Origin of the sequence: Lysobacter alkalisoli (genome assembly GCF_006547045.1) — a bacterium.
GTDB lineage: Bacteria > Pseudomonadota > Gammaproteobacteria > Xanthomonadales > Xanthomonadaceae > Marilutibacter > Marilutibacter alkalisoli.
On the sequence record NZ_CP041242.1, the window covers coordinates 3,247,188 to 3,260,129 of the forward strand.

The 12,942-nt window shown below is 60.7% G+C and carries 13 protein-coding genes; 3 read left to right on the plus strand and 10 right to left on the minus strand.

Annotation, left to right across the window (positions count from 1 at the left end; genetic code table 11):
• Positions 1-56 precede the first annotated feature (56 nt).
• Positions 57-818, plus strand: coding sequence for a hypothetical protein (locus FKV23_RS14440; RefSeq protein ID WP_141624483.1), 762 nt, complete (start codon positions 57-59; stop codon positions 816-818).
• A 194-nt stretch (positions 819-1,012) separates the two neighbouring features.
• On the opposite strand, the gene FKV23_RS14445 is transcribed toward FKV23_RS14440, so the two are convergent.
• Positions 1,013-1,477, minus strand: a complete 465-nt coding sequence (locus FKV23_RS14445; protein WP_244244020.1) for a BON domain-containing protein — start codon at positions 1,475-1,477, stop codon at positions 1,013-1,015.
• Between the two features lie 78 nt (positions 1,478-1,555).
• Between FKV23_RS14445 and FKV23_RS14450 the strand changes: the two genes are divergently transcribed.
• Positions 1,556-1,768, plus strand: a complete 213-nt coding sequence (locus FKV23_RS14450; protein WP_141624484.1) for a hypothetical protein — start codon at positions 1,556-1,558, stop codon at positions 1,766-1,768.
• 176 nt (positions 1,769-1,944) lie between these two features.
• On the opposite strand, the gene FKV23_RS17575 is transcribed toward FKV23_RS14450, so the two are convergent.
• From FKV23_RS17575 to FKV23_RS14475, 5 genes are all read right to left on the minus strand, one after another.
• Positions 1,945-2,133, minus strand: a complete 189-nt coding sequence (locus FKV23_RS17575; RefSeq protein WP_244244021.1) for a CPXCG motif-containing cysteine-rich protein — start codon at positions 2,131-2,133, stop codon at positions 1,945-1,947.
• A 70-nt stretch (positions 2,134-2,203) separates the two neighbouring features.
• A complete protein-coding gene (locus FKV23_RS14460; protein ID WP_167285277.1) occupies positions 2,204-2,749 on the minus strand; it encodes a hypothetical protein in 546 nt (181 codons plus the stop codon).
• Positions 2,730-3,467 carry an AAA family ATPase gene (locus FKV23_RS14465; protein WP_141624487.1) on the minus strand — a complete coding sequence of 246 codons (738 nt, stop codon included), beginning with the start codon at positions 3,465-3,467 and terminating at the stop codon, positions 2,730-2,732. The genes FKV23_RS14460 and FKV23_RS14465 overlap by 20 nt, the downstream gene beginning before the upstream one ends.
• A 190-nt stretch (positions 3,468-3,657) precedes the next feature.
• Positions 3,658-4,569, minus strand: a complete 912-nt coding sequence (locus FKV23_RS14470) for a hypothetical protein (RefSeq protein WP_141624488.1) — start codon at positions 4,567-4,569, stop codon at positions 3,658-3,660.
• A 188-nt stretch (positions 4,570-4,757) separates the two neighbouring features.
• Positions 4,758-5,609: a beta propeller repeat protein gene (locus tag FKV23_RS14475; RefSeq protein WP_208543175.1), complete on the minus strand. Its 852-nt coding sequence runs from the start codon at positions 5,607-5,609 to the stop codon at positions 4,758-4,760.
• Between the two features lie 354 nt (positions 5,610-5,963).
• Here FKV23_RS14475 and FKV23_RS14480 point away from each other — a divergent pair, with 354 nt between their 5' ends.
• Entirely contained in the window at positions 5,964-6,341 is a 378-nt protein-coding gene (locus tag FKV23_RS14480; RefSeq protein ID WP_141624490.1) for a VOC family protein, read from the plus strand.
• Positions 6,342-6,594: 253 nt separating this feature from the next.
• Here the strand turns inward: FKV23_RS14480 and FKV23_RS14485 are convergent, their stop codons facing one another.
• From FKV23_RS14485 to FKV23_RS14500, 4 genes are all read right to left on the minus strand, one after another.
• A complete protein-coding gene (locus tag FKV23_RS14485) occupies positions 6,595-7,851 on the minus strand; it encodes a DUF6161 domain-containing protein (protein WP_141624491.1) in 1,257 nt (418 codons plus the stop codon).
• A gap of 58 nt (positions 7,852-7,909) precedes the next feature.
• Positions 7,910-8,785 carry a TSCPD domain-containing protein gene (locus tag FKV23_RS14490; protein WP_141624492.1) on the minus strand — a complete coding sequence of 292 codons (876 nt, stop codon included), beginning with the start codon at positions 8,783-8,785 and terminating at the stop codon, positions 7,910-7,912.
• A gap of 108 nt (positions 8,786-8,893) precedes the next feature.
• Positions 8,894-9,451 carry a hypothetical protein gene (locus FKV23_RS14495; RefSeq protein ID WP_141624493.1) on the minus strand — a complete coding sequence of 186 codons (558 nt, stop codon included), beginning with the start codon at positions 9,449-9,451 and terminating at the stop codon, positions 8,894-8,896.
• Positions 9,452-9,642: 191 nt separating this feature from the next.
• A complete protein-coding gene (locus tag FKV23_RS14500) occupies positions 9,643-12,909 on the minus strand; it encodes an LAGLIDADG family homing endonuclease (RefSeq protein ID WP_141624494.1) in 3,267 nt (1,088 codons plus the stop codon).
• Positions 12,910-12,942: the final 33 nt, after the last annotated feature.

Sequence of the window (12,942 nt, forward strand, 5' to 3'; positions counted from 1 at the left end):
GTCCGTTTCCCTGCTGCACACTCGTTGTTGCTCACAGGGAAGCCAAGGGATCACCCATGACCAGAGCTGTCGATGCGCTTGCGCGAACCGGTGACCGGACCCGGCGCGGGCTGCCCCTGGATAGCCTGGCGCTGGCACTGGTGATTGCGGTTGCGACGCTATGGCCGTTGGTGTTGTGGGCGTTCTGGCCGCGGTATCTGTCCCGGCTCACCGAGGCGGACGGCTACACGCATGCGCACGCTATGCTGGGAATGGCATGGCTTCTGCTCCTAGCCGCGCAACCCCTGCTGATGCGGGCACGCCGGTTTGCCGCACATCGCAGGCTGGGCCGCATGGGCATGGCATTGGGCGCTGCCTTCGTCGTCTCCGGCGTGCTCTCGGCGCATCGCCTGATCACGCGAATGGACGAGGCGCAGTTCGCGCGCGATGGCTTCTTTCTTTACATGATTCTGGCAACGACGACGATCTTCGCGGCAGCGCTGCTGCTGGGCGTCATCTGGCGAAAATCGCCGGCCGTGCACGGCCGGTTCATGGCGTGCACGCTGCTGCCGTTGCTCGATCCGGTGCTCGCGCGCATCCTCGGATTCCATTTCCCGCCATTGCCCGCCGAGTTCATGTACCAGTTGCCGGCAGTGCTGGTAACCGCCGTGTTGCTGGCGTTGCTGACGGTCACGTTGCCACGCGGCACGCCCGGACGCCGCCCGTTCGTCTGGTTCGCAGTGGGCTCGATGGTTTTGCTGTTGCTGCACTTCGCCAGCCAATACAGCCGCACATGGCTGACGTTCGTCGAATGGTTCCGGTCGTTGCCGATCACCTGAAATCGAAGCAGATCAGTTTCTGCAGCCCGGGCAGGGCCGGAGCCGGAATGTGTGCGGTGGCGCTGATGGCGACCAGGGCAAGCAGGACCATGCGGAACATGTGTCGCGCCTCGAAGCTGCACAGCTTCGGAATCGACCCAGACCGTGCCTGGAAGTCGACTCAGAGCCTGTTTACCCGGTCGCAGCAACTTGGGTCAGTTGGCGTCGACAACCAGATTGGTCGTCCGGACATCTGTCACGCCTTTGATATCGCGCGCGATACGCGTCGCCTGCTCGATCTGCGCTTGCTGATCGACCTGACCCGACAGCGTCACCACGCCATTGACGGTCTCGACGTCGATGTCCAGACCGGCCACATCGGAGTCGGCCAGCAGCGAAGACTTCACCTTGGTGGTGATCCAGGTGTCGTCGATCGGCTGGTCAGAGCGAGGACCATCGCCCATCACGTCGTCCCGGTCGGCATCGGCCGAGTACCTGTCGCCGTCACGCGTCATCGGGTCCGCCGGAGTGGTCGGTACAACTTCCTCGTCGGCCGGTTGCATCGTGGTGCGGTCATCGACGTTGCGGTCATCGACGCGGTTGTCGCAACCCACGGCGAAGGCCAGTGCCGAGGACAGGGCGATCGCGAGGGGAATACGGGTGCCGTAGGAACTGATCATCGTCTGTGCTCCAAGCTCGGGGGGAGGGGTGGTAGGCGCAGTGTGGTGCGAGCTTCGTTCACAAGACGTGACTGGATCATGCCCATTCGTGAAATGAATGCAGGTTTCGCTTCACCAACAACAATGGCGGCTGACTGCGTTTCCCGGATGCACATCGGCACGTCCGGACGCCGTCCGTTCGTCCGGTTCGCGGTGGGCTCGGTGATTCTGCTGTGGCTGCACTTCGCCAGTGAGCACAACCATTCCTGGCTGGCGTTCGTCGCGTGGTTCCGGTCGTTGCCGATCACATGAAATCAAAGCAGTTCAGAACACCGAAGGAATCTGCTACTCCCCGCATCGGGTCGCGGACGTCAGGCGAGATCAAGTCCGGCGTGCGTACCTTGCGGCGGTCAGCATGTGGAACCGGACCAGATCAGTAGCTGGCGTCGTCCTAGTCCAGCGCGCTGCGCTTGCCCGAACTACGCTGACTACGCGTCATCCTCCGTTTGCAGGTGCACGCGCCCATCGCCGTTTTCGTCCACGTCCAGCACCACCGTGATCGGCCGGCAGCAGACCTGGCAGTCCTCGATGTAGCGCTGCGGGCCCGCGCTCGCATCCAGCACCAGGCTGATGAGCTCGCCGCAATACGGACATTCAATCTCCTGGGTATCGAGCACGGTGGCCTCCGGGATACTGAGCGGGCTTGCGAAGAGTCGACCATGACCTGCAGAAGAGGAACAGGTGGAACTAGAGTAGATCAATTCCCTCCGTCCCCTCTTGGTCTTCCTTCGGTCTTCCGTTTTGCCTGAGCAGTGCCTCGATTTCCTCGCGCTCATCCAACGAGCGCTGGAAGAAGGCGGGATAGACCGGTTGGCTGTCTTCTTTCAGAAGAAAAATCGCGCGGTGCCCCGTCACCTGCTCCCGAATGGTGCCCAACTGGTAATGCCACATCTTCCACAGCGGAACCATCAATGTCGGCGGCACCGACCCAGCACGGTCGAACAGGACCTCATCGACCTTGAGGTGCAGGCGCATCTGGTTGTCAAAACCCGGCCCAGTTCTCGCTTCCGGGTCGTGCACAGGACGTCCGCGTCCGTCGATCATGTCCACGCTGGTGACGGCAGCCACCAGCACGTAGTCGGCTTCCATCACGAGCTCGTCTAGCGGCTTTTGCATCACCGAGGCGGCCCATGCATTGCCTGCGAACAACGAGGCCAGTACCAGCAACGCGCAACATGACAAGAGCCCATTCGATGAGCTTGGATCCGATCCGTCAGATGTCTTCATCTGCAAGCAGTTGCTCCAACCTTCGTGGATAGTGATTCAGGAAATCCCGAGTGATCGCATAGTGCTCCGTTTCCTCGTAGGACACCTCGCTCACGCCGCTGCGATCGAAAAGGATGATCCTGGCGTGCGGATACGAGAGCAGGATCGGTGAGTGGGTGGCAATGATGAACTGCGAGTGGTCCTCGACAAGGTCGTGGATGGCACGCAACGCCGCCAGTTGCCGGCTGGGCGAAAGGGCGGCCTCAGGTTCGTCGAAGAGATAGATGCCATCTCCTCGCAGTTTGTTGACCAGCACGGCCATGAAGGATTCGCCATGGGAGCTGGCGTGCAACGAGCCGCCATAGCCGTCGGTATAGCCAACCTCGTCCATGTACGAGGCCACGTTGAAGAAGCTTTCGGCCCTGAGGAAATAGCCGTCGCGTGGCATCGGCGCACCGCGCGAAAGGCGGAGGGCCTGATGCAGTGGAGAAACAGACTCGACCGTCTTGAACCGGACGTTTCGGGTCCCGCCTTCAGGACCGAAGCCCAGCGCGATCGCAATGGCTTCGAGCACAGTGGACTTGCCCGATCCGTTCTCGCCCACCAGGAACGTGACGTTCGGATGGAACTCGATGCCATCCAGCTCGCGGACGGCCGCAATGTTGTACGGGTACGCCCGATGGTCCACCTCCGCTCCCGGACGGAACGCGGCGCTGTACAGATACGGGTCTTCGCGTCTTGCCACATGAACCTCCTGGATACCGGACCTGGATCTGCTTCACTCCACTTTCTTCAAAGGACAACGCACCGACAATTCGTCCATCGTCGGCATCTCAGTCGACAATGCCTTTCAGCGGATCACCGAAGAGAATGAATCTGACCGCATTTCTCGAGAACGGTTTGTAGTATCGAAAGATGCACGGACAGCTATCCAGTCAGCGATTATCCGGATGCTTCACCTCCATCCAGCGGTCACCATCGAATATGTAGATATCGCTTTCACCAATCGACCAAAGCAGCCCTTCCCTGGCATCGAGTCGATGGGTAGTGATGGGTTGTTCTGCTACGTTCACTGGAACAATGGAGCTGCCCTCGACACGAGCGATTTCAGCATTTCCTGCAAGATAAATAGCTCCGTTGAAACTTTCCAGACCGTACCAGTTGCCAGTGAAACCTTCAGTCTCGATCAACTGCCAGTGATTGAACGATCCCTTAAGGACAATACCTCGGTCGCCGCTGATGAAAACGGTGCCATCGTCCAAGCATTTCACACTCGATAAATGTGCGGTCGTGGGGCTGTCATCCTTGAGCCAGCGACTTCCGTCGTAGAAATAGATTTCGCCCTTCCAGCCGACTGCATAAAGATTATCGTGATCCAGCCCGTCGATATCAAAAAAGCCGGTGGCTTCTTCGCGGGTGAGTATCGAATCGGCAATCGATATCCAACCGTTACTGTCGCGTCTATATACCTGGCGGCCATAGCCACAAGCGTACAAGGTATTCCGAATATTCTTCAGCGACTCTAGGTAACCATAAGGCTGGGGGCGATTGAGCCCGGCACCGGCGATTTGTTCCAGGTTTGTAGGGCCACCAATCACCAGTTCAGCTACCTCCCCATTTTTTCCCAGCACCCACCAAGCCTTGTAGCCCTTGTGTTCCTGGATAATGGCGCTGACGGCTTTCGCCTGGAAATCGAAGTCAGTATGAAACCAACGGTCGTCGGGAGTTTTGCTAAAAAAACGGCAGAAATTTGTTCTTCCATCAAGATTATTTGGGAAGGCGATGAGGCCCAGGGAGTTTCGCCGAGGAGAGTGACCATCAAGAAAAGTTACGCCTGTTTTTCCCATTACATTCCTGCTCCGCCATTGGCATTACTTTTTGGCACAAGACCTTCCGGCGTACGATTGCCGGTTGAGTCGGCCCGCAACATAAGTTTGTCCGACTTCCCCGCCCCAACATCCAAGCCGAAAAAGGGACGGAGGGAATCAAAGTGGAATAATTCCCTCCGACCCCTTTGGGTCAGCATGAAGCGAACTCATGCGAGATCATGCCAGGTGCTCCCATCATCGCTCCAGCACTGGTGCTTGCGTCCAGTCGACAGGAGGATGCCGTCGCCGGCATCCAATTGACCGCAGGTCACCGGCCCTGCGAGACGCATGTCCACCTGCTGCGGCACATGATTCGCGTCGAGCCGATAGAGCGCATCACTGGTGGCCAGGTAGATCCCGTCGTTGAAGTACTGGATATCCCATATCTGGGCATCCAGGCCGGTCTCGACGACCTCCCAGGCGCTTCGCGAGCCGATCATCAGGAAGCCGCTCTTGCCCGCCACCACCACCCGGCTGTCGGGAAGTACGTGCACCGCATTGAGGATCACGTCGGTGGGACTGTCCAGTTGCTCCCAGCGTCCCGCGTCGCAACGCCACACCTCGCCGGCATAGCCCACGGCATACAGTTCCGCTTCGTCGATGCCATGGATCGCATTGAAGCCGACGACCTCCATAAGCTCGCGGTCCTGCAGCACTCCTGCATCCTTCCGCTCCCAGGCGCCCGCCAGGTTGCGTCGGTAGACCTGCCGCCCCATGCCCACGGCATAGACGCCTTCGCCAATGGTCCGCAGGTCGCGCAGCACACCATGGACATCGGGCCCATCACCGGCGGGCCAGATCGGCGACTCGCTGTCGCCGCTGGCGGTGCCATAGCCCATGTGTCCATCCGGCCCCATGTAGATCAGTTCGATGCCGCTGCCGCGCGGAACCTTCTGGATCGCCATGCGGGTGCAGTACCAAGTCACGTTGAACCCCGACGGCTGCGCCGCCGAGAGACCCCACTTGATCAGGGTGGTGTTCGCCGCTCCCTGCTCCGTCAACCGGTCGATCTGGGCCATGGCCCGAACCGTCGTGCGGTTCTGGACAAGGCCGTGCAGATAACTGAAATGCTTATTCTCGAACACCACCTTGTGCTCCTTAAAGTGAACCGCCAACCGCCGACATTCCGCTCATTGCCAGAAAAAGGGACGGAGGGAATCAAAGTAGATTAATTCCCTCCGTCCCCTTTTGGTCCAACGACCTTATCGTAGCCCGGGTAAGGCCGGAGGCCGCACCCGGGATGCATGCCTATTACCTCAACGCCCCGGGTGCGCTCCGCTTACCCCGGGCTACGCTAGCTGTCGAATCGGCATGGCCTGGATCGTCGATCAGGTACCGGCCACGATCGGCCGTGTTCCCGACAGGAGGACATCATGCTCCAGAACCATCCCATCTATGCCTATCTTCCGGCGCGCGACGTCGCGCGTGCACGGCGCTTCTATGAACAGGTCCTCGGCTTCGAGCCGGGAGGGGAGCTGGCGGACGGCGTAACCTACCGCTTCGGCAACGGCACCGCCGCATTCCTGTATCCCACCGACAACGCCGGCACCTCGAAGGCGAGCCAGGCCTTCTGGCAGGTCGAGAACATCGAGAAGGAAGTCGCCGAGCTCAAACAGCGCGGCGTGACGTTCGAGCACTACGACATGCCCGACGACGAAGTGGACGGCGACATCTATACCGGCGGCGGCGCCCGGGCCGCGTGGTTCATGGATCCCGAGGGCAACATCCTCGCCATCATCCAGATGGTGTGAAGCTGCACGTTCCGATCAAAACCCACGATGGAAGCCAATCCCGTGTGCACTTCGCTTACCCGGGCTACACCGGCTGCTCAAGAGACGGCGCCTGGAAAGTCGACTCTGACCCCAGTTTTCCGTCCTTCCAAGGTTTGTTGAGTGCGTCGGATCAAAAATGAACCTGACCTCATTTCCCGCTTTGCCTACCATCTCAAAGTCCCGGGTGCGCTTCGCTTACCCGGGCTACGGTGGCCAACCTCATTTCTCAAATTTAGGGCTTTCCGGATCTGCCAGCCGATCCTACTCTCTCCATCAGGAGATCAAACCAATGTGCCGGTGGAGCATCATCCTGAGAGGAGACAGCACTTGGTCTAAACAGGGCATGGAGTATAAGGATCCTATCCTTCTCTGACAGATCTCCGCCATGATCTTCACCAGAAAGGAGTGCCAAGAAGGTCAGCAGCATAGTACTCCTTTCATTTGCGTCCTCTACGAGAGAAAGATGGCCAGCAAGCTGACGGCCAGCTATTCGAAGAAGCCAAATCACGGCAAATGCTGGAAGAAGTACCACAAGCAATCGAGGCAACATTTCGAGACCAGCGCCTCTTTGAGCACTGCTAACCTCAGAAGAAAGTGTGGCACTTCCAGCCAACCAATCAACGCCCCACAATAGAAGAGCAATCACCGACCCGGTCAATGCCAAGCCGAAGGCAATGCCCCATCCAACGGCATAAGCCTTGTGTCTTGACGCCTTGTCTTCCCAATATTGCCGGGATGCCTTCAGTTTCATATCTTCTCGGAACGCTCGCTTGAGCGAGCCCCAGTCCTTGTTAATGTCTGCCGCTTGATCCTTCCAGCCAGACTCAATCCCCTCAACAGTCTTCAAATGAGCGGCTTGTTGCTCACCACGCTCTATTTTCGCGCGTTCCAAAATCTCGCCTAAAAGGCGTTGGCCTTGAGCAGTTCTAGACTCCAGAGATGTCAGCAGCTCGTCTGCTCGAACTAGTAGGTCTTGCTGCCAACTAGGCACCGCGTAATAGGTGACTGCCTGAAATAGCTCTGAAAGCAATGGCTCCTCTTGTTCTCTAGCCACTGTCCCTGCGCACCCAGTCTCAATTGACCACGCCGCGAGCGAGAGGTCTGGACGAAGCTTGTGGAGCTCCAGCACTCTCAATCCTTGGAAAGAATTCGAAAGCAGAATCTTTCTGTTTCCTATCTCGCTCAACTGACCAACTATCGCTGCAATGGACTGCTTCTTTGCCTGTCCATCTTGCTTAAGCGCATTAGTCGCATGAGTGATCGAAGTCTGAAACAGCGTCCTTTGCCTTACTGCTCGCTTCGCCCCTCTAGTTCCGCGAGGCTGCACATAGTCAACCCACTTGCTCCACGCTTGCAGCTCTACGTTAGCCCACTCAATAAAGTCTTCGAGGGAGTAGAAGCGCAGCGAGTCGTCACCATTCAAAGCAACGGCAAAAAGCGGCTCAACAGCACCATTCTTCTCCGCCTGCTCTTCAGTGCCATCATTCATGGAGCCTCCTTACGCACGACATAAAAGGCCATCGAGCCTCGTCCTTCTCTTCCTCAGCTCACCCGCACTTCGAGTAGCCACAGTTGAGGCAAGTAGCACACCCATCCATGATCACCAGCGCCTTGGTGTTGCACTTGTGGCACATGGTTGCGGAGGGCGGGAACGAGACGCCGCCGTCGCCGGTGACTTCCACATCTTCCTCGCGGCGGTCGGGGCGGACCTTGGGTTCGGGGAACAGTTCGCCGCTGCGGTCGTCGGTGACGACCGGGGCTTCGCTGGTGGTCGCGACTGCAGCCGGCGTTGCGCCGGCCAGGCTTATTTCAGAGTTTTTTTTTGAGTCGAGCGCGGCGTAGGCGGCGCGCTTCTCGGCGATCAGGGCGCGCTGGGCGTCGCTCAGCTCCGGGTCCTTGATCATGCCGATGGCCTTGAGATGGTCCTCGACGATGCTGCCCAGCTCGGCGACCAGCGAGGGCATGTACACGCCGCCGGCCTTGAAGTAGCCGCCGCGCGGGTCGAACACGGCCTTCATTTCCTCGACCAGGAAGGTCACATCACCGCCCTTGCGGAACACCGCCGACATGATGCGGGTCAGCGCGACGATCCACTGGAAGTGGTCCATGTTCTTCGAGTTGATGAAGATCTCGAAGGGGCGGCGCTGTTCGTGTTCGCTGCCGGCGTTGAGCACGATGTCGTTGATGGTCACGTACAGGGCGTGCTCGAACAACGGCGTCTTGAGCTTGTAGGTGGAGCCGATCAGGGTCTCGGGGCGCTCGATGCGCTCATGCATCTGGATGACGTTGCTGGCCTGGGCCTCGGCGGCTTCGGCGGCCTCGCGCCTGACGGCTTCGGCCTTGGCGGCCTCGGCCTGTTTGGCCTTGTCTTCCGGGGTGACGACGCTGTAGCCCTTGATTTTCTTGTCGATCTTGACGGCCATCGGCCCTTGCTCCTGGATACGGTGACGCTGGTGCTGTGCTTGCGGTGGTGCGGTCGTTCCCGAGACCCTCCCCCGCGTGCGAGGGAGGGGTTACGGCTCGGGGCTTGCTTACTTCTTCTTCGCCGCTTTCTTGGCGGCTTTTTTCGCGGCTTTCTTCGGTGCCGCTTTCTTTGCGATGACCTTCTTCGGGGCTGCCTTCTTCACCGCCTTGGCGGCCGGTTTCTTCACTGCTTTCTTTACCGCTTTCTTCGGGGCTGCTTTCTTTACGGCTTTCTTCGGTGCGGCTTTCTTCGCCGCTTTTCTGGGAGCCGCCTTCTTCGGGGCCGCCTTCTTCGCGGCCTTCTTCGCCTTCAGCGCAGCGGCTTCCTTCTTCGCGTTGGCGCTGGCGGCGGCCAGCTTCTTCTTCGCGTTGCCGACGGCCTTCTTGGTTGCCTTCTTCGCCTTGCCCACGGTCTTGCCGGCGGATTTCCGGGCATCTTTTGCAGCCGAACCCGCGTCCTTGGCCGCCTTGGCCGCCTTCTTGCGTGCCTTGGCCGCAACCCTGCGCACGGTGCTGACGACGTCCTCGGCCTTGTGGGCGATTTCACCGCTGATGCTGGAGGCCTTGTCCATCGCATTGTCGGCGGCTTTTGACAGCGTCGCCGTGACTCCATTGCCGTTGCTCATGTGCCCTCCTCACGGGCGTATCGGTTTCAACTTGTGATTGAGCCAACAACTGCCTGGAACTGCTGGAGCACCGGTCCACGACCGCCTGCCGGAACCGGGCTTTGGCGGGCGGTGCTCCGATGGCGATGCTATACCTGCCACGGGCGCAATCAAGAGGCCCCGGGAACATTCCCGGCGAGCCCCGGAAGCGGTCAGAACTTGCCGTAGTAACCCTCCTTGAGCGCATCGAACAGATTGGCGGCGGTGTGCATCTCGCCGTCGTATTCGATCTGTTCATTGCCCTTGACCTCGACCACCTGGCCGTCTTCCAGCTCGAACCGGTAGAGGGTGTTCTCCAGGTCGGTCTCCTTGACCAGCACGCCCTGGAAGGCCGCCGGGTTGAAGCGGAAGGTGGTGCAGCCCTTCAGTCCCTGCTTGTGGGCGTAGGTGTAGATGTCCTTGAAGTCCTCGTACGGGTAGTCGGTGGGGACGTTCGCGGTCTTGGAGATCGAGCTGTCGACCCACTTCTGCGCAGCGGCCTGGACGTCGACGTGCGCCTTGGGGGTGACGTCGTCGGCAGCGATGAAGTAGTCCGGCAGCTTGGCGACTGCGTCATCGGAGAACGGCATCGCCTTGGGGTTGACCAGCTCGCGGTAGGCAAGCAGTTCGAACGAGAACACGTCGACCTTTTCCTTCGACTTCTTGCCCTCGCGGATCACGTTGCGGCTGTAGTGGTGGGCGAAGCTGGGCTCGATGCCGTTGGAGGCGTTGTTGGCCAGGCTCAGCGAGATGGTGCCGGTCGGCGCGATCGAGCTGTGGTGGGTGAAGCGGCTGCCGACGTCGGCCAGCTGCTCGACCAGCTCCGGCGCGACCTCTGCCACGCGCTGCATGTAGCGGCTGTAGCGCGCGTGCAGCACCCTGCCGGGGATCTGCTTGCCGATCTTCCAGCCATCCTTCTTCATCTCCGGGCGTTTGCGCAGCATCTCGGCGGTGACTTCGAAGTTCTCGACCATGATCGGCGCCGGACCCTTCTCGCGGGCCAGCTCCAGGCCCATTTCCCAACCGGCGATGGCCATTTCCTTCGCGATGCGCTCGGTGAACTCGCACGAGCCGGCGTCGCCGTACTTCATCCGCAGCATGGTCACGGTGCTGCCCAGGCCGAGGAAGCCCATGCCATGGCGGCGCTTGCGCATGATCTCGTCCCTTTGCTGTTGCAAGGGAAGACCGTTGATCTCGACCACGTTGTCGAGCATGCGGGTGAAGACGCGGACGACCTCCTTGTACTCGTCCCAGTCGAACTCGGCCTTGTCGGTGAACGGGTTGCGCACGAACTTGGTCAGGTTGACCGAGCCCAGCAGGCAGGCGCCGTACGCCGGCAATGGCTGCTCTCCGCAATTGTGTGCGTGCAGGCCGTTGCCGTCGAAGGTGTTGATGCCTGGCACCTGCACGTCGTACACGTCTTCAACGCCATCGGCGGTGACGCTTTCGACCGTGGCCACGAAACGCTCGCGATTGAGGCGGCGACGGTAATCCGACTGCAATGCGGACAGTCGACGGGCCTTGGCGGTGTCGGCAAAACCCACCTGCTCGGCAAATACAGCCAGATTCTCGCCGCTGATCACCAGCTCGTGCTGGGCCAGCGTCGGGTAATGCTTCTGCCCGCCCTTGCCGTCCGGCAGCAGGCTTTCACCTGCAGGCCGGCGGTCGCGATAGATGCGCGATGCAATGCCGATACGCAGCAACATGCGCTGTACGGCCTCAAGACGAGGCAGATCGGACTGCGCCAAGCGCACGCTCACGCCTTTGTCCTGGTTGCCCTGCACCGAACCGTCTGCGTCGAACATGCCGCGTAGGAAGCCGCGATAACACGCACTTGAAGTCTTTTCGAGTTCAGGCGTAATGGCCTTGTCGCCGGGACGCATACCGAGGTCGAACGCCAGATCACGCAGGGCGGCGAGCTTCAGGCGGTGCTCACCCCGACCCTCCACTTCGGACCAACCGGCGAAATCGGCACGGTGCGGCAACGCTTTGGCGCAGCGCAGCGCCTCGTCCATCAATGCGACCGGGGCATTGCCACTGGCGTTGACCGCGGCGGCCTGCGACCACACCGACAACACAGCTGCATCCTGCTTGAGCGTGCCATCGCCGACCAGCAGGCCGAGCAGATAACCCTCTTCATGGCTGCAGGCTCCGGCCCATTCGGCGCTTTCACGGTGATTGTTGAGCAGGACCCGATCGCCCGCAGCCAGTTGCCCGGCTTCGCACCATTCGGTCTCAAGCGACCAGCGAGTCATGTGGGAGACGCGGCGCACACGATGGTCGGAGGTCAGCCGGAGTGCGTGACCCTCGCGGGTCTGCAAGCGCATCACCGGCTTGGTGGCAGTCTTGAAGAAGCCCTCAACACCGGTCGCATGATCGCGGCCATCGACACGGGCCAGGAATTGGCTGCCGAGCAGATCGGCGACCTGCCGCGGACCTTCGGCGGTCTGCACCCAGGTATCGGCAGTCACGCAAGGATTGGTCGCGCGGATGTTCTCGCACCACCAGTTGTTGTTCATCTCGTTGACGCGGTCGATCAGGATGAAACCGGGCTCGGCGTAGTCGTACGTCGAGACCATGATCATGTCCCACAGGTGGCGGGCGCGGATCTGCCCGTAGATCCTGCAGGCGACCAGGCCGTCGTCGCGGACGATGTAGTTCTTGTGGGTGGGCCAGTCGCGCCAGACGACCTGCTCGGGATTGTCGAGGTCGAGGTCGGACTTTTCCTTGGTGTTGATCGGGAACACCAGCGGCCAGTCGGCGTCGTCCTCGACCGCCTGCATGAAGCCGTCGGTGATCAGCAGCGACAGGTTGAACTGGCGCAGGCGGCCGTCCTCGCGCTTGGCGCGGATGAAATCCTTCACGTCCGGGTGGCTGACGTCGAAGGTGCCCATCTGCGCGCCGCGGCGGCCACCGGCCGAGGACACGGTGAAGCACATCTTGTCGTAGATATCCATGAAGGACATCGGGCCCGACGTGTACGCGCCGGCACCGGCGACAAAGGCGCCGCGCGGGCGCAGGGTGCTGAACTCGTAGCCGATGCCGCAGCCGGCCTTCAGGGTCAGGCCGGCCTCGTGGACCTTGTCGAGGATGCCGTCCATCGAGTCGTCGATGGTGCCGGACACGGTGCAGTTGATGGTGCTGGTGGCGGGCTTGTGTGCCAGCGCGCCGGCATTGGAGGTGATGCGGCCGGCCGGGATCGCCCCGCGGCGCAGCGCCCAGACGAAGCGCTCGTACCAGTACTTCTGCTTCTCGGAATCGGGCTCGGCGTCGGCCAGCGCCCTGGCGACGCGCTTGTAGGTCGCGTCGATGTCCTCGTCCACCGCCTCGCCGGACTTGGTCTTCAACCGGTATTTCTTGTCCCAGATGTCCAGCGACGCCGGCTGCAACTGGATGTCCCTTGCCGCCGGCTTGACTGCCTCGAGGCGCACCGTACTCATGCTGTTCCTGTCTCCTCGTTGGATTCCGGCCGG